The sequence below is a fragment of the Streptomyces sp. BK79 genome (genome assembly GCF_044142145.1).
Lineage (GTDB): Bacteria > Actinomycetota > Actinomycetes > Streptomycetales > Streptomycetaceae > Streptomyces.
This window is the reverse complement of the sequence record NZ_JBHVOC010000019.1, coordinates 34,723-59,014: the sequence shown is the minus strand read 5'-3', so window position 1 is coordinate 59,014 and position 24,292 is coordinate 34,723. Positions and strand designations below refer to the sequence as shown.

Annotated in this window: 21 protein-coding genes; 3 read left to right on the top strand and 18 right to left on the bottom strand. The window is 71.5% G+C overall.

The window, feature by feature from the left end; translation table 11 throughout:
- Window positions 1-293 precede the first annotated feature (293 nt).
- From argG to ACFIF2_RS23450, 3 genes are read right to left on the bottom strand one after another with little or no spacing between them, the layout of a single operon-like run.
- A complete protein-coding gene (gene argG, locus ACFIF2_RS23460; protein ID WP_395575184.1) occupies window positions 294-1,739 on the bottom strand; it encodes an argininosuccinate synthase in 1,446 nt (481 codons plus the stop codon).
- Window positions 1,740-1,785: 46 nt separating this feature from the next.
- Window positions 1,786-3,225 carry an NAD-dependent succinate-semialdehyde dehydrogenase gene (locus tag ACFIF2_RS23455; protein ID WP_395575183.1) on the bottom strand — a complete coding sequence of 480 codons (1,440 nt, stop codon included), beginning with the start codon at window positions 3,223-3,225 and terminating at the stop codon, window positions 1,786-1,788.
- Window positions 3,222-4,487 (bottom strand): aspartate aminotransferase family protein, encoded by a 1,266-nt coding sequence (locus ACFIF2_RS23450; protein WP_395575182.1) that lies wholly within the window; start codon window positions 4,485-4,487, stop codon window positions 3,222-3,224. The genes ACFIF2_RS23455 and ACFIF2_RS23450 overlap by 4 nt, the downstream gene beginning before the upstream one ends.
- Window positions 4,488-4,745: 258 nt before the next feature.
- Between ACFIF2_RS23450 and ACFIF2_RS23445 the strand changes: the two genes are divergently transcribed.
- Together ACFIF2_RS23445 and ACFIF2_RS23440 are read left to right on the top strand one after the other, a co-directional pair.
- Complete coding sequence (locus ACFIF2_RS23445; protein WP_395575181.1) at window positions 4,746-6,548, top strand: PucR family transcriptional regulator; 1,803 nt, start codon at window positions 4,746-4,748, stop codon at window positions 6,546-6,548.
- A 167-nt stretch (window positions 6,549-6,715) separates the two neighbouring features.
- Window positions 6,716-7,288, top strand: coding sequence for a dihydrofolate reductase family protein (locus ACFIF2_RS23440; RefSeq protein WP_395575180.1), 573 nt, complete (start codon window positions 6,716-6,718; stop codon window positions 7,286-7,288).
- A 126-nt stretch (window positions 7,289-7,414) separates the two neighbouring features.
- Here the strand turns inward: ACFIF2_RS23440 and ACFIF2_RS23435 are convergent, their stop codons facing one another.
- The 5 genes from ACFIF2_RS23435 to ACFIF2_RS23415 all read right to left on the bottom strand — a co-directional run bounded on the left by ACFIF2_RS23435 (window position 7,415) and on the right by ACFIF2_RS23415 (window position 13,116).
- The gene (locus ACFIF2_RS23435; protein ID WP_395575179.1) at window positions 7,415-7,561 is read right to left on the bottom strand and encodes a hypothetical protein; all 147 of its coding nucleotides are present in this window, start codon (window positions 7,559-7,561) and stop codon (window positions 7,415-7,417) included.
- A 90-nt stretch (window positions 7,562-7,651) separates the two neighbouring features.
- Entirely contained in the window at window positions 7,652-10,033 is a 2,382-nt protein-coding gene (locus ACFIF2_RS23430; RefSeq protein ID WP_395575178.1) for a glycoside hydrolase family 3 N-terminal domain-containing protein, read from the bottom strand.
- Complete coding sequence (locus tag ACFIF2_RS23425) at window positions 10,030-10,848, bottom strand: carbohydrate ABC transporter permease (protein ID WP_395575177.1); 819 nt, start codon at window positions 10,846-10,848, stop codon at window positions 10,030-10,032. Before ACFIF2_RS23425 ends, ACFIF2_RS23430 begins: the two co-directional genes overlap by 4 nt.
- Window positions 10,845-11,801, bottom strand: a complete 957-nt coding sequence (locus ACFIF2_RS23420; RefSeq protein WP_395575176.1) for a carbohydrate ABC transporter permease — start codon at window positions 11,799-11,801, stop codon at window positions 10,845-10,847. Before ACFIF2_RS23420 ends, ACFIF2_RS23425 begins: the two co-directional genes overlap by 4 nt.
- A 10-nt stretch (window positions 11,802-11,811) precedes the next feature.
- The gene (locus ACFIF2_RS23415) at window positions 11,812-13,116 is read right to left on the bottom strand and encodes an ABC transporter substrate-binding protein (RefSeq protein ID WP_395575175.1); all 1,305 of its coding nucleotides are present in this window, start codon (window positions 13,114-13,116) and stop codon (window positions 11,812-11,814) included.
- Between the two features lie 343 nt (window positions 13,117-13,459).
- Here ACFIF2_RS23415 and ACFIF2_RS23410 point away from each other — a divergent pair, with 343 nt between their 5' ends.
- On the top strand, window positions 13,460-13,951 hold the full coding sequence (locus ACFIF2_RS23410; RefSeq protein WP_395575174.1) for a peptidylprolyl isomerase: 492 nt from the start codon (window positions 13,460-13,462) through the stop codon (window positions 13,949-13,951).
- A gap of 113 nt (window positions 13,952-14,064) precedes the next feature.
- On the opposite strand, the gene ACFIF2_RS23405 is transcribed toward ACFIF2_RS23410, so the two are convergent.
- From ACFIF2_RS23405 to ACFIF2_RS23360, 10 genes are read right to left on the bottom strand one after another with little or no spacing between them, the layout of a single operon-like run.
- The gene (locus tag ACFIF2_RS23405; RefSeq protein WP_395575173.1) at window positions 14,065-14,277 is read right to left on the bottom strand and encodes an MbtH family protein; all 213 of its coding nucleotides are present in this window, start codon (window positions 14,275-14,277) and stop codon (window positions 14,065-14,067) included.
- 24 nt (window positions 14,278-14,301) lie between these two features.
- Window positions 14,302-15,477 carry a cytochrome P450 gene (locus ACFIF2_RS23400; protein WP_395575172.1) on the bottom strand — a complete coding sequence of 392 codons (1,176 nt, stop codon included), beginning with the start codon at window positions 15,475-15,477 and terminating at the stop codon, window positions 14,302-14,304.
- Window positions 15,478-15,521: 44 nt separating this feature from the next.
- Window positions 15,522-16,577, bottom strand: coding sequence for an SAM-dependent methyltransferase (locus tag ACFIF2_RS23395; protein WP_395575171.1), 1,056 nt, complete (start codon window positions 16,575-16,577; stop codon window positions 15,522-15,524).
- Between the two features lie 40 nt (window positions 16,578-16,617).
- Window positions 16,618-17,808, bottom strand: a complete 1,191-nt coding sequence (locus ACFIF2_RS23390) for a pyridoxal phosphate-dependent aminotransferase (RefSeq protein WP_395575170.1) — start codon at window positions 17,806-17,808, stop codon at window positions 16,618-16,620.
- A complete protein-coding gene (locus ACFIF2_RS23385; protein ID WP_395575169.1) occupies window positions 17,792-18,820 on the bottom strand; it encodes an isocitrate/isopropylmalate dehydrogenase family protein in 1,029 nt (342 codons plus the stop codon). The genes ACFIF2_RS23390 and ACFIF2_RS23385 overlap by 17 nt, the downstream gene beginning before the upstream one ends.
- Window positions 18,821-18,825: 5 nt before the next feature.
- Entirely contained in the window at window positions 18,826-19,431 is a 606-nt protein-coding gene (gene leuD / locus ACFIF2_RS23380; protein ID WP_395575168.1) for a 3-isopropylmalate dehydratase small subunit, read from the bottom strand.
- A 25-nt stretch (window positions 19,432-19,456) separates the two neighbouring features.
- Complete coding sequence (gene leuC / locus ACFIF2_RS23375) at window positions 19,457-20,887, bottom strand: 3-isopropylmalate dehydratase large subunit (RefSeq protein WP_395575167.1); 1,431 nt, start codon at window positions 20,885-20,887, stop codon at window positions 19,457-19,459.
- Window positions 20,884-22,098, bottom strand: coding sequence for a LeuA family protein (locus ACFIF2_RS23370; RefSeq protein ID WP_395575166.1), 1,215 nt, complete (start codon window positions 22,096-22,098; stop codon window positions 20,884-20,886). The genes leuC and ACFIF2_RS23370 overlap by 4 nt, the downstream gene beginning before the upstream one ends.
- A gap of 37 nt (window positions 22,099-22,135) precedes the next feature.
- The gene (locus ACFIF2_RS23365) at window positions 22,136-22,957 is read right to left on the bottom strand and encodes an SAM-dependent methyltransferase (RefSeq protein WP_395575165.1); all 822 of its coding nucleotides are present in this window, start codon (window positions 22,955-22,957) and stop codon (window positions 22,136-22,138) included.
- A 28-nt stretch (window positions 22,958-22,985) separates the two neighbouring features.
- Complete coding sequence (locus ACFIF2_RS23360; RefSeq protein WP_395575164.1) at window positions 22,986-24,284, bottom strand: lysine N(6)-hydroxylase/L-ornithine N(5)-oxygenase family protein; 1,299 nt, start codon at window positions 24,282-24,284, stop codon at window positions 22,986-22,988.
- Window positions 24,285-24,292: the final 8 nt, after the last annotated feature.

The following is a 24,292-nucleotide window of genomic DNA, read 5'->3' as shown; positions in this document are numbered from 1 at the left end:
ATGCGCGCCAATTGAGCAGGACAGTCGATTCTTTGCGGAAAGTTCGTCATCAGATTTCTAGCGCGTCACGCTTTTGTCAACGGTCCCGGATACGGCGGGATCCGGCACGCAACTCGCTTGCGCCGCTTGCGAGTTCCTTGCGTCGCCGCTGAGCTGCGAAGGGCGACGGACGGTGGCGTGGACGGGCTCGCTGAACCTCGTACGGCACGCAAGTCGTGCACGGAGTCGAGAAACCAGAAGGCCGGCCCGGCACCCTTGGGTGGTCGAGCCGGCCCTTGCCGGTGCGGGGTCGGTCAGTCCGTGCCGAACTCCATCGCGGCGCGGTCCAGCAGCTCGTCGTCGCCGGAGACCTCGCCGCGCGAGGCGATGGCCTGGGCGCCGCCTTCCGGCATGGCGCCGATCAGTCCGGTCGCGGCGGCCTGGGCGGCGCCGATGGCGGGGTTGGCGGTGCCGATCAGGCCGAGCCCGGCGTACTGCTCCAGCTTGGCGCGGGAGTCGGCGATGTCGAGGTTGCGCATGGTGAGCTGGCCGATCCGGTCCACCGGGCCGAACGCGGAGTCCTCGGTGCGCTCCATCGAGAGCTTGTCCGGGTGGTAGCTGAACGCCGGGCCGGTGGTGTCGAGGATCGAGTAGTCCTCACCGCGCCGCAGCCGCAGCGTGACCTCGCCGGTGACGGCCGAGCCGACCCAGCGCTGGAGCGACTCCCGGATCATCAGCGCCTGCGGGTCCAGCCAGCGGCCCTCGTACATGAGCCGGCCGAGCCGTCGGCCCTCGGTGTGGTACTGGGCGAGGGTGTCCTCGTTGTGGATGGCGTTGACGAGGCGCTCGTAGGCCGCGTGCAGCAGGGCCATGCCGGGGGCCTCGTAGATGCCGCGGCTCTTGGCCTCGATGATCCGGTTCTCGATCTGGTCGGACATGCCCATGCCGTGGCGGCCGCCGATGGCGTTGGCCTCCATCACCAGGTCGACCGGGGAGGCGAACTCCTTGCCGTTGACCGTGACCGGGCGGCCCTGGTCGAAGCCGATGGTGACGTCCTCCGGCGCGATCTCGACCGACGGGTCCCAGAACCGCACGCCCATGATGGGCTCCACGGTCTCCACGCCGGTGTCGAGGTGCTCCAGCGTCTTGGCCTCGTGGGTGGCGCCCCAGATGTTGGCGTCGGTGGAGTACGCCTTCTCCGTGGAGTCGCGGTAGGGGAGGTCGTGGGCGAGCAGCCACTCCGACATCTCCTTGCGGCCGCCCAGCTCGGTCACGAAGTCCGCGTCCAGCCACGGCTTGTAGATCCTGAGCTGCGGGTTGGCGAGCAGGCCGTACCGGTAGAACCGCTCGATGTCGTTGCCCTTGAACGTGGAGCCGTCGCCCCAGATCTGGACGTCGTCCTCGAGCATCGCCCTGACGAGGAGCGTGCCGGTGACGGCACGGCCCAGCGGCGTGGTGTTGAAGTAGGCACGCCCGCCGGAGCGGATGTGGAACGCCCCGCAGGTGAGCGCGGCCAGGCCCTCCTCGACCAGCGCCGCGCGGCAGTCGACCAGGCGCGCGATCTCGGCGCCGTAGGTCTTGGCGCGGTCGGGCACCGAGGCGATGTCGGGCTCGTCGTACTGGCCGATGTCGGCGGTGTACGTACAGGGGACGGCGCCCTTGTCACGCATCCACGCGACCGCGACCGAGGTGTCGAGGCCGCCCGAGAAGGCGATACCGACGCGCTCGCCGGTGGGGAGGGAGGTGAGGACCTTGGACATAGGAAGAGTATGCATGACAACGCATGGCCATGCAAAGCCTGGGTGGTCAGCGGGCCGGCAGCGCGACGTACTGGTACTCCAGGAACTCCTCGATCCCCACCGTTCCGCCCTCGCGGCCGAGCCCGGACTGCTTGACGCCGCCGAAGGGTGCCGCCGGGTTGGAGACCAGGCCGGTGTTGAGGCCGACCATGCCGACCTCCAGGCGCTCGCTGACGCGCAGGGCCCGGTCGAGGCCCTCGGTGAAGACGTAGCCGACGAGTCCCCAGGGGGTGTCGTTGGCGCGGCACACGACCTCGTCCTCGTCGTCGAAGGTGAGGATCGCCGCCACGGGACCGAAGATCTCCGTGGCCGTCAGGCGGCTGTCCGGGCGGACGTCGGTCAGCACCGTGGGCGGGTAGAAGAAGCCGGGGCCGTCGGGTGTCCGGCCGCCGGTGAGCAGGCGGGCCCCGCGTGCCACCGCGTCGGCGACGAGGTCCTCGACCTTGGCGCGTCCGGCCGCGTCGATGAGCGGGCCGACGTCGACACCGTCGCGGGTGCCGGGGCCCACCACGAGCGCGGCCATCCGCCGGGCGAGGCGCCGCGCGAACCGATCCGCGACCGAACGGTGGACGTAGAAGCGGTTCGCGGCGGTGCACGCCTCGCCCATGTTGCGCATCTTGGCGATCATCGCGCCGTCCACGGCCGTGTCCAGGTCGGCGTCGTCGAAGACGATGAACGGCGCGTTGCCGCCCAGCTCCATCGAGGCGCGGACGACCGTGTCGGCGCACTGGGCGAGCAGCAGCCGGCCGACCTGCGTGGAGCCGGTGAAGGACAGCTTGCGGATCCGGCCGCCGCGCAGCAGCGGCGCGCACACCTCACCGGCGCGGGAGGTGGTGACGACGTTCAGCACGCCGTCCGGCAGCCCGGCCTCCTGGAGGATCGCGGCGAGGGCGAGGCTGGACAGAGGGGTCTGCGGGGCCGGTTTGAGCACCGCCGTGCAGCCGGCGGCGAGGGCCGGGCCGATCTTGCGGGCGCCCATGGCCAGCGGGAAGTTCCACGGCGTGATCAGCAGGCTGGGTCCGACCGGCCGCCGGGAGAGCAGCATGCGGTGGCGCCCGTCGGGGAGGACGCCGTGCCCGCCGTCGACGCGGACCGCCTCCTCGGAGAACCAGCGCAGGAACTCGGCCGCGTAGGCGACCTCGCCCCTGGCCTCCGCCAGCGGTTTGCCCATCTCGGACGTCATCAGACGGGCGAGCCCGTCCGCACGGTCGAGGACCGTCTCGTACGCGCGGCGCAGGATCTCGCTGCGCGCCCTCGGCGCCGTACGGACCCACTCCTCCTGTGCCTGGACGGCCGCCTCCTCTGCGAGCCGGGCGTCCTTCGGGCCGGCGTCGGCGACGTGGCGCAGGATCTCGCCGGTCGCGGGGTCGTCCACGGGCATGACGGCGCCGTCCGCGGCGTCCGTCCAGGAACCGCCGATGAACAGCCGGGTGGGCGTGTCGGTCATGCGCGCGCTCCCGCCGTGCCGGCCTCGACGGCCGCCGCCCAGGCCCGGAGCCCCTCGTCGACGGCCGGTTCGTCGATCACCAGGGCCGGGATCATCCGGACCACCTGGTTCCAGGCCCCGCACAGCAGCAGGAGCAGGCCCTCGTCGACGGCGGCGCGCTGGACGCGGGCGGCGGTCTCCGGGTCCGGGTCGCCGTCCTCGGTGACGAACTCGCTGCCCAGCATCAGCCCCAGCCCGCGCACGTCCCCCACGGCCGGTGTCCGCGCCGCCACCTCCTCCAGGCCCCGGCGCAGCCGCGCGCCCATGGCCTCGGCGTTCTCGACGAGCTTCTCGTCGCGCACGACGTCGAGCGTGGCGCAGGCCGCCGCGCACGCCACCGCGTTGGCGCCGTACGTACCGCCCTGCGAGCCCGGCCACGCCTTGCTCATCAGTTCCTCGGACGCGGCGATGCCGGACAGCGGGAAGCCGCTGGCCAGGCCCTTGGCGGTGATGAGGACGTCCGGGGTGACGCCGAAGTGCTCGTGGCCCCAGAACCGGCCGGTGCGGCCGACGCCGGTCTGCACCTCGTCGAGGATCAGCAGGAAGCCGTGCCGGTCCGCGCGTTCCCGCAGTCCCTCCATGAAGGCGCGGGTCGCGGGGACGTAGCCGCCCTCGCCGAGCACCGGCTCGACGACGACGGCCGCGGTGTCGGCGGGCGAGGAGATCGTCTGGAGCGTGTAGTCGAGTTCCTGGAGGGCGAAACGGGTGGCCCTCTCCTCGTCCCAGCCGTAGCGGAAGGCCGTCGGGAAGGGGGTGACGACCACCCCGCTCATCAGCGGTGCGAAGCCGGACCGGAAGCGGGTGCCGGACGTGGTCATGGAGGCGGCGGCCACGGTCCGGCCGTGGAAACCGCCGTGGCAGACCAGGACGCCCGGCCGTCCGGTGGCCTGGCGGGCCAGGCGCAGCGCCGCCTCCACCGCCTCGCTGCCGGAGTTGGTGAGGAACAGGCTGTCCAGGCCGGGGGGCAGCACCTCGCCGAGCTTGTCGACGAGGTGCCGCAGCGGCTGGTGCATGACGGTCGTGTACTGACCGTGGATCAGCGTGCCCACCTGCTCCTGGGCGGCGGCCACCACCCTGGGGTGGCAGTGCCCGGTGCTGGTGACGCCGATGCCGGCGGTGAAGTCCAGGTAGCGGCGGCCGTCCTCGCCGTAGAGGTGGACGCCCTCGCCCCGGACCGCCGTCACGGGCGTGGCCTGGCGAAGGTGCGGCGACAGTGCGGTCATGCTCGTCTCCCGGCCTGGTCGTCGGTTCTGCTGCGTCGTCGGTTCCGCTGCGTCGTCAGTTCCGCTGCGGTGCCCCGAGCCTGCCCGCGGTCCGCGGCCGGGCAACGCGTGAACTGTCCGGCCGGGGCGCCGGATCCGGACGTTGTGTCAGCCGTCGCGCTCCAGGCGCGCCGCCCGTCCGCGCCGCTGCCGCCGCCGGGGCGCTCTTGCGCAGGTCAGCCGGGATCGTCACAGTGACAGGGCGCGCAGGGAGGCACCGTGAGCGAGAACCGACACCCGCGTCCGGGGCGCGGCTCGGCGGCCCGTGACCCCTCGGCGCCCGTGCGGTGCCGGGACGCCCCGCCGGGCCGTCCGCCGACCGTGGCGGACGTGCTGGCCCTGCCCGTCCTGGCCGGAGGGGATCCGCGGGTGGTCACCGGCCTGGACCACATCGACCGTCCGGTCCGCTGGGTCCACATCACCGAACTGACGGATCCGGCCTCCTTCCTCAAGGGCGGCGAGCTGGTCCTCACCACCGGCATGCCCCTGCCCGACGACCCCGCCGGTGTGCGCCGGTACGTCGACGAACTCGCCGACGTGGGCGCGGCGGCGCTGGTCCTGGAACTGGTCCGCCGCTACCACCGGCCGCCCGACGCCCTCGTGCGGGCCTGCCTCGCCCGCGGCCTCCCCCTCGTCACCCTCGCCGAGGACGTCAACTTCCTGGAGGTCACGCAGGTCGTCCACGCGCTGATCCTCGGCCACCAGGCGGACGCGATGCGCAGGACCCAGCGCGTCCACGAGGCGTTCACCGCGCTCACCCTGCGCGGGGCCGGCCCCGAGGACGTGCTGCGCGCCGCGGCGGAGATGAGCGGACGCACGGTCGTGCTGGAGAACCTGGTCCACCGGGCACTGCTGTGCGCGCCCTCGGGCGGCACGGCGGAAACCGCGCTCGCCGACTGGGAACGGCGCTCCCGGGCCGCCCCGGCCGCCGACCGCACCGGTCTCCTCGGTCCCGAGGGCTGGCTCGTGGCCCCGGTGGAGTACCGGGGAGAGCGCTGGGGGCGGGTGGCCATGCTGCCCGGCCCGGGCGGCACCACCGGCGCGACCCGCACCACCGTCACCACCCTCACCACCAACGGCACCATCAGTACCGCCGGCACCAGCAGCACCACCCACACCACGGGCCACACCACGGGCCCGTCCGGCACCGCCGTCGCCCCGGCCTTCGGGCCCGAGGACGTCACCGTGCTGGAGCGCACTGCGATGACCCTCACCATCGCCCGCCTCACCCACCCCGCCCCCTGGGAGCGCACGGCCCACCGCAACGCCCTGCGGGACCTGGTCGAGCAGCGCCACCGCTCCCCCGCCGACGCGCGCGCCCGGATCGCGGCCCTGGGGCTCCCCACGGACGACTCCCGCTTCGTCGCCGTCCTCGTCGACGTACCGGCACGGGAGGACACGGGGAGCATCGAGGCCTTCCTCTCCGAGGAACTCGACCCGGCGGGCCCCCGGGCGCTCGTCGGCCTGCTGGCTCCCACCCGCCTCGGCGTCCTGCTGGCGCTGCGCCCGTCCCGGCCCTGGCGGCAGGCCGTCGAGCGGCTGAGCCGTGCCGCGCTCGCCCGGGCCCCGGACGCGAGGGTGAGCGTCGGGTCCCCCGCCCGGGACCTCGCCGACGTCGCCCGCTCGTTCCGTGAGGCGGCCCGCGTGGCCGAGGCGACCGAGCCCGGTGAACCGCTCCCGCCGGACCGCTCCTTCCACGAACGGTCCGACATCGGCCTGCGCCGCCTGCTGTTCGCCCTCCGCGACGACACCCGGATCCAGGACTACGCCCAGCGGCAGCTGGGACCGCTCCTCGACCACGACGCCCGGCACGGCACCGACCTCGTGACGACCCTGCGCGCCTATCTGGAGGCCGCCGGCAACAAGACCGTCGCCGCCCGCCTCGGAGGTCTCTCCCGGGAGACCGTCTACCAGCGGCTGCGCGCGATCGAGCGCCTGCTCGGCCGCGACCTCGACTCCGGCGACCGGCGCACCGAACTGCACGTGGCGCTCCAGGCCCTGGACGTCCTGCGGGGCCGCTGACGGCACCGCGCCACGCCGTGACGTCCGGCGGAACCCGCCGGGCGAGGACCGATGAGTTTCCGGCCGGCCTCCGGTCGTACATGATGTCGATGCTTCCGAGCCGCGCCCGCGGCGAAGGCACGCGCGCACCCCGCTCGTCGCCCGACCTGAACAGTGAGGAACCTCAGATGCGTACCCTGATCAGCACCGCCTTCGTCTCCCTCGACGGCGTCATGGAGGCCCCTGGCGGGGAGCCCGGCTACCGGAACTCCGGGTGGACGGTGCGGCACGTGGACTTCCTCCCCGAGGCCTACGAGATCAAGGGCCGGGAGCAGAAGGAGGCGGCGGCGCTGCTGCTGGGCCGGGCCAGCTACGAGGCGTTCAGCCCGGTGTGGCCGGACATGGAGGAGTTCCCCGAGTACAAGGTGATGCCGAAGTACGTCGTCTCCACCACCCTCGGCGAGGACGACCTGGTGTCGAACTGGGGCGAGACCACGATCCTGCGCTCGCTCGACGAGGTCGCCGCGCTCAAGGAGACGGAGGGCGGCCCGATCATCGTCCACGGCAGCGCCACACTCAACCGGAGCCTGTCGGACGCCGGCCTGATCGACCGCTACCACCTGCTCGTCTTCCCGGTGCTGCTCGGCGCGGGCAAGCGGCTGTTCAGCGCCACGGACAAGGACGCCCAGCGGCTGCGGCTCGTCGAGCACGAGGCGTACGCCAACGGAGTGCAGAAGAACGTCTTCGACGTCGTCCGCTGAACGCGACGCCCGGCGGCCGACGGGGCCCAGCGGCGCCGGGTCCCGCGCGGCAGGAGGCCGCGCAGCCCGCCGGCGCGGGGAAGCCGCCCTTCGGCATGGCCGCGGTGCCCGCCAGTCCGAGGGCGGTCAGCACGACGCCCGCGGCACGCTGGGCCGGAAGGCGGGGGCACGGTCGCCCCGGTCGGGCACGGAGCCGAGGGGGTTCGCGCGCGCCATGTCGGCGAGCACGTCCCGGTAGAGCACGACGCCGACGGCACCGTGGCCGGCGCCCACGACCTGGAGCCGGCGTCCCGCTGAACGTCGCCGACGGACGGTGCTCCCGGCCGGGCCGGCCGGGAGCACCGCTTGCCGTCCGCCGGCGGATCAGGCGCCGGCGGGGTCCGCCGGGCCGAAGACCGCGTGCAGGCGTCGCGTGTGGTCGACGTGGCGTTCCGGTCCGGTGAGGGTGACCGTCGCCGTCAGGCGCGGGTCGGCGCTGGAAGCGGCCAGCCGCAGCTCCAGCTCACCCGGTTCGACGACCCGGCGGCCGTCGCGGCCGGTGAAGGAGGCCACGTCGGCCGGGACCGTGACGCGCACCCGGCGGGCCTCGCCCGGGGCCAGCGGCAGCCGGGTGTAGCCGACGAGGCGCTGCACCGGCTGGACGACGGAGGCGACCGGGTCGTGCAGGTAGAGCTGGACGACCTCGGTGCCGTGCCGGTCACCGGTGTTGCGGACGGTGAGCGACAGCGCGAACTCGCCGTCCGTGGCGGCCTCCTCGGTCTCCACCGCGAGGTCGCTCCAGGCGAACGTGGTGTACGTGAGGCCGTGCCCGAACCCGAACGCGGGCGTCGGGTCGACGTTGGACACCTCGCTGGCCTGCGCGAGCCGCGCGCCGAGGTAAGTGCTCGGCTGGGTGCCCGCGCCGCGCGGCACGCTGACCGGCAGCCTCCCCGAAGGGCTGGTGCGCCCGCTGAGCACCCCGGCGAGCGCGGCGGTGCCCTCCACTCCGGGGAAGAACGACTGCACGATCGCCGCGGATTCCGCCACGGCCCGCCCCAGGGCGTAGGGGCGGCCCGCGAGCAGCACCGTCACGACCGGCGTGCCGGTGTCGAGCAGCGCGTCGAGGAGTCCCTGCTGGGCGCCGGGCAGGACCAGCGACTCGACGTCGCAGCCCTCGCCGCTGGTGCCGCGGCCGAACAGCCCCGCCCGGTCGCCGAGGACCGCGACGACCACGTCGGCGTCCTGTGCCGCGCGGACGGCGTCGGGGAGGCCGGAGAGGTCCCCGTCGTCCACGCCCGTGCCGCGCACCACCGTGAGGTCGGCGTCGGGGAACTCGGCGCCCAGGGTGTCGCGCAGGGTGGGCAGTTCGATGCCGACCGGTGTCTGCGGGTGGTGGACGCCGATGTGCTGGGGGAAGGAGTAGCAGCCCAGTACGGCGGTGGCCTCGTCGGCGTTGGGTCCGACCAGCGCGATGCGGCGCGGGCGGCCCAGCGGCAGGGTGCCGTCGTTGCTGAGCAGCACGACCGCCTCCTCGGCGACCGCGCGGGCCAGCTCCCGGTTGGCGGGGCCGTCCAGGTCGATCCGGCCGCGCAGCGCTTCCGGGTCGTCCAGGTCGGCGCCCTCCAGCGCGGACGGCAGGGGGTTCCAGTCGGGGTCGAGGAGACCGAGCGCCGCCTTCTGGGTGAGCACCCGGCGCAGGGCGCGGTCGATGACCGACTCCGGCACGCGCCCGGCGGTGACGGCCTCCACCAGGGGGGCGCCGAAGGTCTTGACGGTGGGCAGTTCGACGTCGACGCCCGCCCGCAGCGCGGTGCCGGCCGCCTGGGCCCAGTCGGCCGCGACGGAGTGCAGGGTCCGCAGGAAGGCGATGCCGAAGTAGTCGGCGACGACCGTGCCGTCGAAGCCCCACGTGTCGCGCAGCAGTCCGGTCAGCAGGGCCTCGTCGGCCGCGGCGGGCACGCCGTCGGTGTCCGTGTAGGAGGACATGACGGAGCGGGCGCCGCCCTCCCGCAGCGCCATCTCGAAGGGCGGCAGCAGGACGTCGGCGCGCTCGCGCGGACCCATTGGCGCGGGCGCGAGGTTGCGTCCGGCGCGGGAGGCCGAATAGCCGGCGAAGTGCTTGAGGGTGGCGACGATTCCAGCGCCCTCCAGGCCGCGCACGTAGGCGGTCCCGATGGTGCCGACGAGGTACGGGTCCTCGCCGATGGTCTCCTCGACGCGGCCCCAGCGGGCGTCGCGCACCACGTCAAGGACGGGCGCGAGGCCCTGGTGGACGCCGACGGAGCGCATGTCGCGGCCGATGGCGGCGGCCATGCGGCCAATCAGGTCCGGATCGAAGGTGGCGCCCCAGGACAGCGGGACGGGATAGGCGGTCGCGCCCCAGGCGGCGAAGCCCGCCAGGCACTCCTCGTGCGCGACGGCGGGGATGCCGAAGCGGTTCGCCGCGGCGATGCGCGTCTGGGTGCGCAGCAGGGACAGCGCGCCGAGCGCCGGGTCGACGGGGGCGGTGCCGAAGGGACGGGTGAGCTGGCCCAGTCCGGTGGGCAGGAGGGCGTCGAGGTCGACGGCCTCCTCCATCTCGTGCTGGTGCGGGGCCACGTCGCCGCCCTCGTCGGAGGCGCCGACCCACACGCCGAAGAGCTGCCCGATCTTCTCTTCCAGGGTCATCGCCTCGATCAGCGCGGACACCCTGGCGGTGACGGGGAGGGCGGGGTCGTTCCAGAGGGGGACTTCGGGGGTGGTCTTAACGGCCACGTCGGTGATCACTTTCCTCCGACGCCCATCAGGCCCTGGACCAGGGCGCGACGGGCGAACAGGTAGACGAGCAGGATGGGCACCATGGACAGCACCACGGCTCCCAGCAGACCGGGGATGTCGATGCCGTGCGCGGTCTGGAAGTTGTACAGCCCCAGGGTGACCACCTTGGTGGACTCGGACTGGGTCAGGACGAGCGGGAACAGGAAGCCGTTCCACGCCTGGAGCGCGGAGAACACCACGATCGTGGACAGTCCGCCGCGCGACAGCGGCATGACGAGCTGGAAGAACATGCGCCGCGGGCTCGCGCCGTCCATCGCCATGGCCTCGTACAGCTCCGGCGTGATGTCGCGCATCGCGCCGCTGAGGATCAGCGCGGACATCGGCAGGCAGAACGCCGCCGTGGGCAGGATGACGCCGAGGAGGTTGTCGTACAGCCCGGCTTCGCTGATCAGGTAGAACATCGGCACGATCACGGCCTGGGCCGGGATGGCGAGGCCGAGCAGGAACAGCCGGAAGATCGCCGACGTGGCCCGGGAGCGGCTGCGGACGATCGCGTAGGCGAGCGGCGGGACGAGCAGCAGCACGATGCCGATCACGCAGGCGGTGACGACCAGCGTGTTGAAGAAGTACCGGCCGAAGCCGGAGTCGAAGGCACCGGTGAAGTTGTCCAGCGTGAAGCTGTCCGGGATCGAGACCGGGCCGTTGTCGGCGTAGTCCTGACGGGTGCGCAGGGTCGCGGCGAGCATCACGTACAGCGGCAGGCCGACCAGGAGGAGCCAGACGAGCGAGCCGGCGCCGGCCACGTAGTTCGGTCGGCGCCTCATGACACACCCTCCCTGGAGCTGCGCATCTTGTCGTAGCCGGAGACCCGGACGACGATCAGCGAGATGATCGTGGACGCGACGACCAGGGCCAGGGCGATCGCCGAACCGGTGCCGTAGTCGAAGCTCTTGAACGCCTTGTCGTACATGTAGTAGGCGCTGATGGTGGTGTCGGTGCCGGGGCCGCCCTGGGTCAGGATGAGGACCGTCTCGAAGGTGGTCAGGCCGCCGACGATCATCAGGATCATCGAGGTGATCATGGAGGTGCGCAGCTGCGGCAGGGTGATGTGGAAGAACTGCCGGTAGCGGCCCGCCCCGTCGATCTCCGCCGCCTGGTACAGCACGGGCGGGATCGCGCGGGCGGCGCCCTGGTAGATCAGCGTGTGGAACGGGGTGAACTGCCAGGTGCTGACGAACGCCAGTACGCCGATGGCGGTGGCCTGTTCACCGAACAGGTTGCCGTCGCCGAACAACCAGGTCGCGTCGGCCGGGATGCCGAAGTTCGGGTCGAGCAGCGCCCGCCACAGCACGGACACGGCCGTCGCGGACAGCAGCAGCGGGATGAAGTAGATGACCGACAGGACGGCGCGGTTGCGCTGGTGACCGGCGGCCCAGACGCCGAGCAGGATGCTCAGCGGCGTCTGGAGCAGCACGCCGAGCACGGTCAGCAGCAGGGTCAGCCAGATGCTCTTGAGCATGACCGGGTCGTCGAGGAGGCGCGACCAGTTGTCCGTGCCGACGAACTCGGGCGAGCTGATCCCGTCCCAGGTCATGAAGGACAGCACCGCCACCATGATCAGCGGGACGATCGCGAAGAGGGCGAAGAACACCGCGGCGGGCAGGGCCCAGGCGAAGCCGGGGCGGCCCACCGTCGTGGCGGACGAGGCGGGCGGCCGCCGCCGGGACTCCTTGCGGGGTCCGGCGGCGGGCCGGGCGCTCGTGATCTGTGTGGTCATGAGCCGTTCGTCACTCGGTCGGGAGGGCCTGCATGGCCTGGATGAAGCCGTCCGTGTCGAGCTGTCCGTTGAAGAACTGCTGGATGGCCTTGTGCATGTCCGAGCTCGCCTTCTGCGGGTACGCCTGGTCCCAGGACAGCTGGAAGGACGGGGCGTCGGCGACGAGGTCGTACTGGAAGCGCGAGTACTCGGGGGTGCCCGAGGTCTCGATGAACTTGTCGGTGTTGGTCGTGGTCGGCAGGTTGCCGATGTCCAGCTGCGCCTTGACGAACTCGTCGGAGTACATGAGCTTCAGGAACTCGGCGACGGCCTCGGGGTGCTTGGTCTTCTTCATCACCGAGTAGTAGTTGTTGGTGTTGCCGGCGACGTTGGCCGGGTCGCCCTTGCCGCCCTCGACGGACGGGAAGGCGGTGTAGCCGAGGTCCTTCTCGGCGAACTCCTTGTGGTCCGTGAGCTGCTGGGAGTAGTACCAGGAGCCCATCAGCTCGAAGCCGGCCTTGCCCGCGGCCACCAGCTGGACCGAGCCGCCGTTGGTGTACTTGACGGAGTCGTAGTTCTTGCCGAAGGCGCCGGAGTCGACCAGCTCCTCGATCATGCCGAGGGCCTTCTTGCTGTCCGCGCTCTCCCAGGCGCTCTTGTCGCCGCCGACGGCCTTCGCGAACAGCTCCGGTCCGGCGATGCGGTCGTAGAGGTACTGGAACCACATCTGGGTGGGCCATACGTCGCCGCCGCCGAGCGAGATCGGCGTGACTCCCGCGTCCTTCAGCTTCTTCACCGCGGCGAGCAGGTCGTCCCAGGTCTTCGGCGGCTGGACGCCCGCCTCGTCGAGGACCTTCTTGTTGTGGAAGAGCAGGACCGGCTGGGTGCCGCGCATCGGTATGCCGTACGGCTTGCCGTCGACGACGGCGCTGTCGAAGACGGACGGCAGGAACTTCTTCTCCAGGTCCGGGTTCTTCTTGATGAAGTCGTCGAGCGGCAGCAGGAGGTCGCCCTTGACGAACGGCTTGATGCTGCCGCCGCCCCAGTTGAAGAAGACGTCCGGGGCCTGGGGGGTGTTGATGATCGTCTGGAGCTTCTTCTGGTAGTCGGCACCGGGGATGGTGTCGAGCACCGCCTTGACGTCGGACGTCTTGTTGAAGGTGTCGACGATCTGCTGTTCGACCTTGTTGGTGGCGTCCCCGTAGACCAGGACATGGATCTTGCCGTCGTCCGACGAGGCCCCGCCGCTCCCGTCGCCGCAGGCCGCGAGGCTCAGCGCCAGGGCGAGCGTCGCACCGGAGGCGACCAGTCTGGGCAAGCGCGCACGTGTCTTCATCGTTCCCCTTCGAAAGTTTCGACCTCATCGCCGAAAGCCACTGCTGTCGGACAGTAAAGTCCGTCGGGATTTACGGTCAATGGCCGTGCGCGCGTCGACTCAAAACGTTATCGATCGCATGACCTGTCCTGCTGGCATCTGGGGTGAGGTGGGCGCCGTCGTGCTTCCGATAGTTTCGGAGATCGCCCAGGGCCGTTCGGACGTCGCGGGCGGACGGCGGGCCCGCGCCGACGGCCCGGCCACGGCGGTGGGCGGCTCGCGACCGTCGGCCGGAAGCCCTCAGAGGGCTGTGAGAGACTCTGTCACCGTAAGGAACCGATGACATACGCCGAGTGGAGCGCTCATGACCAACGTCCGCCTTTCGACGACGATGGGCGACATCGTTCTTGCCCTTGACGAGGTCAACGCACCGAAGTCCGTCGCCAACTTCATGGAGTACCTCAACAGCGGGCACTACGCGGGAACGGTGTTCCACCGCGTCATCAGCGGTTTCATGATTCAGGGCGGCGGCGTCGGCACCGACATGCGCATCAAGCCCGCCTCCCGCACGGTGGAGAACGAGGCGCGCAACGGGCTGAAGAACGTCAAGTACAGCCTGGCCATGGCGCGGACGTCCGACCCGCATTCGGCCAACGCGCAGTTCTACATCAACGTGAACGACAACGACTTCCTGAACCACCCGGGTCAGGACGGCTGGGGTTACGCGGTCTTCGGCCAGGTCGTGGAGGGTCACGACGTCGTCGACCGGATCGCTCAGGTCCAGACGGGGCCCCAGGACGTGCCCCGGCAGCAGATCGTGATCAACTCCGCCGAGGTGGTCCCCGCTTCGGCGTGACCGGACGCCGGCCCCTGCACCACCGGCCCGTGACGGACGCTCAGCGCGTCCGTCACGGGCCGGTGGCGTCAGTGCGGTGACCGCCGCCCGTCCGCCCTCGGGGCCGAGGGCCGCTACTCCTGGCCCATCGCCCTTCGCAGGCTCAGCGGACGCATGTCCGTCCAGTGCTCGTCGACGTAGGCCATGCACGTGGCCTGGTCCGCCGTGGGTCCCACGGGGTCCCAGCCCGCGGGCACCTCCAGGCCGGCCGGCCAGATCGAGTGCTGTCCCTCGGCGTTGACGAGCACACGGAAGAGCTCCGTGCCGGATGCTTCACGCGTGGACATCGGACCACCTTTCCCCGGGGCGTGTCAGGCGGGTTCGACAAGGAGATGGAGACTCTTCGGACCGCTCATCGTCGGGTCCGGGTGCCATCGCATGGGACGGTCCGGGTCGATCCGGAAGGCGCTGAACCGGCGCAACAGGACGCGGAGCGCGACCCGCGCCTCCAGACGGGCCAGCGGAGCGCCGAAGCAGAAGTGGATCCCCTTGCTGAACGCGATGTGCGGGTTCGGGTTCCGGTCGATCAGGAAGGTGTCGGGACGGTCGAACTGCCGCTCGTCGTGATTGGCCGACAGGACCGAGCACACCACGATCTGACCTGCCTCGATGGTGGTGTCGCGCAGCACGACCTCCTTCTTCGTGACACGCGGCACGATCCCCACGGGGCTGCGGTAGCGGAGCACCTCTTCGAGCGCGCCGGGAATGGCGGCGGGGTCGGCACGGAGCGCCCGCTCGGCCTCCGGGTGCTCCTGGAGGCACAGGAACGTGTTCCCGAGCCAGAGAGTCACCGTCACATGGCCGGCGAGCAGCAGCACGGTCGCGAATCCGGCGATCTCCCGGTCGGTCAGCCGCTCGCCGTCCACCTCGGCCGCCACCAGGTCGGCGAGCAGGCCCGGGCGCGGTTGCCTCCTGCGCTGCCCGACCAGGTCGAGCAGGTAGTCGTGGAACGACTTCGCCGCACCGGCGGACGACTCGTCGCTCGGGTCGAAGGCGCCGTTGGCGTACAGCTGGTCGGCCCACTCCTTGAACAGCCGCCGGTCCTCGGCAGGGACCCCGAGCATCTCCGTGATGACGGTCAGCGGCAGCGAGTAGGCGATGTCGTCGACGAGTTCGAGCTCGGTCTTCTTCGGCACACGGTCCAGCAGCTCGTCGGCGAGCTGCTCCACCCTGTCCTCCAGCTGGGCGACGGCGCGCGGGGTGAACACCTGGCTGACGAGCCGGCGCAGTTGCTGGTGGCGCGGCGGGTCCAGGGTGCCGATGTGCCCCTCCATGAACTGGGTGGCGTCGGGGAAGACCGCGCTGAAGTCCGAGGAGAACGTCTCGTGGTCCGACAGCACGGAGACCGCGTCGTCGTACCGGAAGACCTGGTAGGCGCCGCTCGCGGGATCGCGCGCCACCGGGCTGGTGTCGCGCATGGTGCGGCACAGGTCGAGCATCTCGAGACCGGGGCGCGGGTCGGACGGGCCGTCCGGCGTGGTCGGCATGGCGGGTCTCCTTGTGTGGTCGGTGGTGGGCCGGGCCGGCGCGGTCAGGACGACGGGTCGGCGACGATCTCGTAATACGCGAACCTGAAGGCGGTGTTGGGCGCGGAGAAGACGCGCTTGCAGGTGAGTCCGGCCGCCTCGATCACCTTCAGCCAGCCCTCCCGCGGCTGCGGGAAGCCCTGCTCGGTCAGTACGTGGATCAGGTAGAAGTTGGCGTCCTCGGTGTCCACGAACAGTTCCGGCTCGCACAGCAGCAGCGTGCGGTTCCGGTCGGCGCGCAGCAGCTCGCCGTACCGGCCGAGCAGGTCGACCACCGCCGCCTCGCCGTCCCGGAAGTGCTCGTGCAGGGCCCCGACGGCCACGTAGAAGTCGGCTCCTTCGACCACCTCGGCCGGCCAGTCCTGCGGCCGGAAGGCGTCGCCGACGAGGAACGAGAGCCGGTCGCCGACGCCTTGCTCGGCCGCTCGCCGTCCGGCGTAGGTGATGGCGTCCTCGGCGATGTCCAGTCCGAAGCCGCGCAGTCCGGGGTTGTCCCGCACCAGGTCGAGCAGGAGGCCGCCGGTGCCGCAGCCGAGGTCGAGGACGCCGCGGGCGCCGCGCTCGCGGACCAGGTCGCGCACCAGGTTGCCGCCGAAGCTGCGGAACAGGACCTCGCAGCGCAGCCCGAGGGCCTCGGTGTCCCGGCTGACGTCGGTGCCGTACGTCCTGGTGCCGTTCAGCAGTCCCCCGATGTCGTGCAGGACCGGTCCGTAGGCGTCGACGTAGTAGCCGAGGAGCGACTCCGCGACCTCGTCGAGGAGCCGGGCCCCGCGCTCGGTGGTGCGCCACGTGTCGTCCTGGGACTCCACGATGCCGCGCAGCTCCAGGAAGCGCAGGACCTTGCCGATCCGGTCGGCCAGTTCCGGCTTCGGGGCCAGGTCCGCGAGGGGCGTCCAGTCGCCCGAGAGGCGGTCGGCGACACCGGAGTTGGCGAGCCCGACGATCGCGGTGCTCAGGACGTACGACGACGCCAGCTCGCCGGCGCCGGCCTCGGCCACGGACTTCCAGGTGTGCTGCACCTCGTCGTCGAGGACTTCCACGGACTTGCTGTCAGCTGTCACTTCTCGCTCTCCTCCTGTGCGTCCGGTCGGTTCGGCTGTGTCAGGGTGTTCGGGCGAAGAATCGGCGCATCCTTTCCAGTGCTTCGACCGTGCGGTCCCGGTCGCGCACGAACGTGGCGCGTGCCCAGGTCAGACCGTCCGCGCGGTCGGTGAAGAAGCTCGTGGCGGGGGCGAGCAGCACCCCGGCGGACTCCACCAGCTCGGCGGCCAGCTTGTCGCTGCGGGCCGCCAGGCGGGACGTACCGGCGAGGACGAACCAGCCGCCCTCCGGCGGGGACACGTCGAAGCCCAGGGCGTCCAGGTGTGCCACGAGGTGGTCGCGGCGCTCCTGGAACAGCGCCCGGTCGTCGGTGAAGTCGGCGGCGCCGAGCGCCGACACTCCCTCCTGCAAGGGGCGGGCGGCACCCACGGTGGTGCGCTCGTGCACCCGCCGGAGTCCCGCGGTGAGGGCCGGGGAGGCGACGCAGTAGCCCACGCGCCAGCCGGACATGTGCAGCGACTTCGACAGGCTGCCCACGACGATCACGCGGTCCGCGGCGAGGGGCATGCCCAGCGGCGACACGTGGGCCCGCCCGTCGTAGACGTAGCGCTCGTACACCTCGTCGGTGATGAGGGTCAGATCGTGCTCGGCGCACAGGGCGAGCAGCCCCGACACCTCGCTCTCGTCGAAGGCGCGGCCCGTCGGGTTGTGCGGGGTGTTGAGCAGCACCGCGCGGGTACGGCCCGTGATCGCGGCCCGCACCGCGTCCAGGTCGAGGCGCCGGTCGGGGCCGGCGAGCGGGACCGGGCGGTGCACCGCTCCGGCCAGTGCGATCACGCCCGGGTAGTTCTCGTAGAACGGCTCGGGCAGGATCACCTCGTCGCCGGGGTCGGTGACGGTGAGGACGGCGTCCAGGACGCCCTCGGTCGCGCCGCAGGTGACCGTGATCTCGTCGGCGGGATCGGCCACGACACCCCGTGTGCGCAGGAGTTCGGCGGCGATCAGCCGGCGCAGCGCCGGCAGGCCCTCCGGCGGCGCGTACTGGTTGTGCCCGGTGCCGAGTGCGGTCCTCGCCGCCTCGATCGCCGCGGCGGGCGGGTCGCCCGGCGGGATGCCGAGGGCGATGTCGATGGCACCGGCGTCGTGCGCCAGCCGCATCAGACCCGCCAGTTCCATCGAGCCGATCCCCGACACGCGGCGGGAGAGCCTCGGCGCCTTCCCGTCGCCGCGTGGTTCACAGGAGTGCCGCACGGATCGCCTCCCCGGCCGCCTTCGTACCGAGCCGGCCGCCGATGTCGGCGGTGCAGCGCAGCTCCGCGACGGCCGTCTCCACCGCCGTACGGACGGCGGCGGCCTCCGCCGGGTGTCCGGTCCGCTCCAGGAGCAGGGCGGCGGACAGGATCGCTCCGACCGGGTTGGCGGTGTCCGTGCCGGCGATGTCCGGTGCGCTGCCGTGGACCGGTTCGTACAGCCCGAATCCCGTCTCGGGGTTGAGGTTGGCCGAGGCGGCGGTGCCGAGGCCGCCGGCCAGTTCCGCGGCGAGGTCGGACAGGATGTCGCCGTAGGAGTTGTTGGTGACGATGACGTCGAACGCGGTCGGGTCGGAGACCAGGCGCATGGCGGCGACGTCGACGTAGAGGTGGGAGGTGTCCAGGTCGGGGCGGTTCGCGGTGGCGTCCCGCCAGCACTGCTGCCACAGCCGCCCGCCGTTGGGTACGGCGTTGGACTTGTCGACCATGCAGACGGCGCTCGTCGCCGACGCCAGCGCGAAGTCGATCACCCGGGTGACGCCGAGGTGGGTGCTCACCTCGGTGTCGACGGCCACCTCCGCCGTGGAGCCCGGCCGCAGCGCGCCGCCGATGTCCGTGTAGAGGCCCTCGGTGTTCTCCCGGACGATCGCGCAGTCGATGAACCGCCGCCCCGGGTCCCGCAGCGGGCTGAGCCGGTCGTGCAGGAGCCTGACCGGACGGTAGTTGGCGTACAGGTCGAGTTCGAACCGCAGCCGCAGCAGTACGTCCCTGGCGTACCGGGTGCCCGTGGCGCGCGGGTCGCCGATCGCGCCGAGCAGGGTGCCGGAGCCGCGGCGGACCCGGGCGAGGTCGTCGTCGGTCAGCGCGGTCCCGGTCGCGAGGAACGTGCCGGCGTTCACGTGGTCGAGCACGTCGAAGTCGAGGTCCAGGCCGAGGCCGTCGAGCAGGGCGAGGGCCTGCTCGGTGACCTCGGGGCCGATGCCGTCGCCGGGGATGACGGTGATGAGGGGCATCGTCGTCAGCTCACCCCGCCCGTCGGCGAGAAGGCGGGCAGCCAGTCGGGCCGCCCCTGTTCGTAGGCGATGATGTCGTCCTGTCTCTCCAGGGTCACGGCGATGTCGTCCAGGCCCTCCAGGAGCAGGCGGCGGGCCCTGCTGTCGACGTCGAAGGGGCGGCTGCCCCCGGGCCAGCGCACGACGCACCGGGCCAGGTCGACGGTGACCTCGTACGAGGCGTCCTGCTCGGCCCGTGCCATCAGGTGGGCCACGTCGTCCTCGGGCAGCTGGGCCACCAGCAGACCGTTCTTCAGGGCGTTGCGGCGGAAGATGTCGCCGAAGCTGGGGGCGATCACCGCGGCGACGCCCCAGTCCCTGAGCGCCCACACGGCGTGCTCGCGGGAGCTTCCCGTGCCGAAGTTCGCGCCGGCGACGAGGACCGTGCTCCGGGCGCGCAGGGGGTCGTTGAGGACGAAGCCGGGCTCTTCCCGCCAGCGGGCGAACAGGGCGTCCTCGTACCCGGTCCTGGACAGCCGCCGGCAGTACTCGCTGGGGATGATCTGGTCGGTGTCCACGTCGCTGCGGCGGAGCGGCAGCACCGTGCCGGTGTGGCTGCTCAGCGGTTCCATCCCCGCACCTCCTCGGTCTGTTCGGTCACCGGCGGTCCAGGTCGGCCGGCGCGGCGAGTCGGCCGGTGACCGCGGTCGCCGCCGCGACGGCCGGGGAGACGAGGTGCGTGCGTGCGGTGCGCCCCTGCCGTCCCTCGTAGTTGCGGTTGGACGTCGAGGCGCAGCGCTGGCGGCCGGGGAGCCTGTCGGCGTTCATGCCGAGGCACATCGAGCAGCCGGAGAACCGCCATTCGGCGCCCGCCGCCAGGAACACCTCGTGCAGCCCCTCCTTCTCGGCCTGTTCGCGGACCCGCATGGAGCCGGGTACGACGAGCATGCGGACGTCGGGCGCGACCTTGCGGCCGCGCAGGACCTCGGCCGCCGAGCGGAGGTCCTCGACACGTCCGTTGGTGCAGGAGCCGAGGAACACGGTGTCGACCTCGATGTCGCGCATCGGGGTGCCCGGGGTCAGGCCCATGTAGTCCAGGGCCCGGCGGGCCGCGGCCTGTTCCACGGGGTCGGCGTACGTGTCCGGGTCGGGCACGCTGTCGTCGAGGGGCACGGCCTGCCCCGGGTTGGTTCCCCAGGTCACCACGGGCGTGAGGTCGCCCACGTCGACGGTGACGGTGCGGTCGAACACCGCGCCGGGGTCGGAGCGCAGCGTCTCCCAGTGGGCGAGCGCGTCCCGCCAGGCCCGGCCGGCCGGCCGCCTCGGCCGGTCGGCGAGGTAGGCGACGGTGGTCTCGTCCGGCGCGACGAGTCCGGCCCGGGCGCCGGCTTCGATGCTGAGGTTGCACATGGTCATCCGGCCCTCCATGGAGAGCCGGCGGACGGCTTCGCCGCGGTACTCCAGGACGTGGCCGTGCGCGCCGTTGGCGCCGATCCGGGCGAGCAGGGTGAGCATGAGGTCCTTGGCGGTGACGCCCGGTGCGGGCTCGCCGGTGAACTCGACCGCCATCGTCCGGGGCCGTTGCAGGGCCAGCGTCTGGGTGGCGAGCACGTGCTCCACGTCGCTGGTGCCGATGCCGAAGGCGAGGGCGCCGAACGCGCCGTGCGTGGAGGTGTGGCTGTCGCCGCACACCACGGTCATCCCCGGTTGCACGGCGCCCAGTTCGGGGCCGACGACATGGACGATGCCCTGCTGCCCGTCGCCGTGGCGGAAGAGTTCGATGCCGTGCTCGGCGCAGTTGCCCCGCAGGGTGGTGACCTGTTCGACGCTGACCGGGTCGGTGATGACGAGGCTGTCGGTGGGCACGTTGTGGTCCTCGACGGCCAGGGTCAGATCGGGTCTGCGCACGGGGCGCCGGGCCAGCCGCAGGCCGTCGAACGCCTGGGCGGACGTCGCCTCGTGGACCAGGTGCAGGTCGATGTAGAGCAGGTCGGGCCCGTCCGTGGTGCCGCCTACGCGGTGGCTGTCCCAGACCTTCTCGACCAGGGTCCTCGGTGCCGTCGTCGGTTCCGTCGCCGGGCCCGTCATCGGCGGCTCTTCGCCGTGGAGGTGCCCCCGTCGCCGGCCGGACCGAACTCGGCGGTCAGCCGGGTGCGCACCACGTCGAGCTCGTCGCACCGGCCGTCCGGGCGTTCCGTGACGTACTCCTGGTACAGCCGCTCCACCAGGGCGTCGTCGGGCTCCATGCCGAGCTGTTCCAGGACGTGCCGGAAGATGGCGCGGCCGGAGTGACGGCCGACCAGCAGCGAGCGCTCCCGGGCGAACCGGTACGGGTTGATGAACTCGTAGGTCGCCGGGTTCTTGAGGATGCCGTCCTGGTGGATGCCCGCCTCGGTGGCGAAGGCGTTGTCGCCGAAGATCGCCTTGTTGCGGGGCGGCGCCATGGAGATTGCCGACGACAGCCGCTGGAAGGCGCCGTAGAGGCGGTCCAGCCGGATGCCGGTCGTGGCGCCGAACTGCTCGCCCTTGTACGCCAGTGTCGCCGCCATTTCCTCCAGCGGCGTGTTGCCCGCGCGCTCTCCGATGCCGGCGAGGGTGGCCTGGACCTCGTTCGCACCCGCCTGGACGCCGGCGAGGGCGTTGGCCAGTGACAGTCCGAGGTCGTCGTGGCAGTGCGTGGCGAGCGTGACGTCGTCCGGGAGCCAGGAGCGGACCATCGCGCACAGGTCGCCGTACTCCTGCGGGGTGGCGCAGCCGGTGGTGTCGGCGAGGATCACGGTGGTGACCCCGGCCTCCAGCGCCTCGGTGACGAGCGCCTCGATCAGGTCCTTCTCGCCGCGGCTGGCGTCCTCGACGCCGAAGGAGATGTCCTGCGCCCCGAGGGAGTGGGCGTACCGGATCGCGTCCCCGGTCTCCCTGACCGCCTCCTGGCGCGTGATGCCGCGCTTGTACTTCAGGTGCAGGTCGCTGCCCGTGCCACAGATCTGGACCTGGTGGTTGGGGCGTGTTCCCCCTGCCTCCACGGACAGCCGTACGTCGTCCCGGGAGGTCCGGTTGAACGTGGCGAACCGGGTGGTGGGGGCCAGTGCCTCGGCGATGAGGCGGGTGGCTTCGAAGTCCTCCGGGGAGGAGCCGGGGAAACCCGCCTCGACGGTGTCGGCCCCGTATGCCTCGGCCTCCAGCGCGAGCGTTCTCTTCTGCTCGGTGGTCATCGCGTTTCCCGGCGCCTGTTCACCGTCTCGTAAAGTGGCGTCGAAGATGGATATTCTGCGCAGTCGTCGGTTTTCCTGTTGCGTCATTGATCCCGCTCCGTTCCCGTCCGGCCGAAACTGGAATTCAGGACTTCCGATGGGCCACGATCAGCACGCAGCCGAGTTCTCCGGTCATCTGGCCGACCATGCTCTCCGCCTCCTCCGACTGCTCCGGCGTGAAATTGAAGAGCTTGGCCAGTTCGTCCTTGTTCGCCAGGGTGATGTCATTCATCATCGTGAACGAGGGGCTCACGTTCTCCGAGATGTCGGTGATCTCGTCGGCCACCAGTCCGGCCTCCGCGAGCAGCTCCCCGTATTCCGCGAGGCGGGGCAGCGCGCCGGGTCGGGAAGCCCTTTCGGCGGCCTCCTCGTCCGTGATGTCCTCCCGGTCGAACAGGTCCGTCAGCACCACCCGTCCGCCCGGTGCGACGACCCGGCCCATTTCGGCGAGGGCGCGGCGGCGGTCCATGTGGACGATCGACTCGAAGGCGAGCACCGCGTCGAACGAGCCCTCGTCGAAGGGCATGTCCGTGCCGTCCGCCTGCTGGAACCGCACCTGTTCGGCGAGCCCTTCGGCGGCCGCCCGCTCGGTGGCGAGCCCGATCTGGTAGGTGCTGATGGTGATGCCGAGGACGGCGGCGCCGGTCGCCCTGGCCACGCGGACGGCGGGCTTCCCGAGTCCGCAGCCCACGTCGAGCACCCGCTTTCCGGCGCCGACGCCGAGCTTCGGAATCAGCAGGTCGGTGAACCGGTCGGTCGCCTCCTCGACGGTGGCGTCGTCGTCCGGCCCGAGCCAGTAGGCGAAGTGGAAGTTGTCGTCCCACTCCCGGCGCAGCATCGGGCCGACCAGTTCGTAGTAGTCCAGTTGGGGCAGGTCGGTGCCGGGAACCTTCTCGTCCGACTGCATGCCGGTCTCCTCTTCCGTGTCAGGGGTGTCAGGATCGTGCGGTGCGCCGGCGCTCCGCGCACAGGGATTCGGCGATTTCTCCGGAGCGCACGGCGGTCATGGAGAGCAGGCTCGACGAGATGCCGTGGGTGTGCTCGGTCGCGCCCTGCAGATAGATGCCGCAAGTGAGTTTCTCGGACGTGCCGACTCGATAGTTGCGGTCGATCCGCAGCATACCGTCGTCGTCCAGTTCGATGAAGTCGTTCAGGTCTCCGAGCAAGGGCAGCGGATCTGCTGGATGGTAACCCGTGGCGAAGATGACGACATCGGAATTCACGGTTTCCGTCCGGCCGTCGGGGAGGTATTCGATCCGTACGTCCACGGCGCCGGCGGACGGGGTGACCGCGCGGACGCGGGACACGTTGGCGATCCGCAGCCGGTCGGTGCCGGCCACCTTCTCCTGGTACTGGCGGCGGTAGATCTCCTTGATCAGGTCGAGGTCGACGACCGCGTAGTTGGCGTTGCCGTGATACTTCATCAGGGACCGCCGCACCTCGGGCGACGCCAGGTAGTAGTCGTCCACGGCGGCCGGGTCGAAGATGCGGTTCGCGAACGGGCTGTCGTCGGCGACGCTGTAGCCGTAGCGCGAGAAGACCGCGTGCACGCGGGCGTCGGGGAACCTCCCCAGGAGGTGGTTGGTGATCTCCGCCGCGCTCTGCCCGGCCCCCACCACCGTGAAGGTGCGCCCCGGCGCCGGGGGCAGTCCGGCGAGCCGGTGCAGGAAGTCGGAGCTGTGCCAGACGTGTTCGGACAGTTCGATGCCGTCCGGCACGGCGGGCCGCAGGCCGGTGGCCACCACGAGGTTGCGGGCCAGGACGGTCCGCGTACGGCCCGGCTCGGCGACGTCACGGACCAGCAGCTCGAGACGGTCGACCACGCCGTCGCCCTGCACGGCGCGGACGGCGGTCACCTCGCTGCCGTAACTCACGTCCTGGGGGATCTTGGCAGCCGCCCAGGCGAGGTAGTCGTGGAACTCGGCCCGGGACGGCACGAGGATCTGGTGGTTGATGAAGTCCACGAGCCGATCGCGTTCCTTGAGGTAGCACAGGAAGCTGAACGGGCTCGTCGGATCGCGCATCGTGACGAGGTCCTTGAGGAACGAGATCTGCATCGTCGCGTCGTCGATCAGCATGCCGCGATGCCAGCCGAAGGACGTACTGCGTTCGAAGAAGGCCGCGTTCGGCGCCTGTTCGCCCCGTTCCCGCAACGCGATGGCCAGGGCCAGGTTGGACGGGCCGAAGCCGATCCCGGCCACGTCGAGGATCTGGGACGTCTCCCGCGCGGACATGTGTTCTC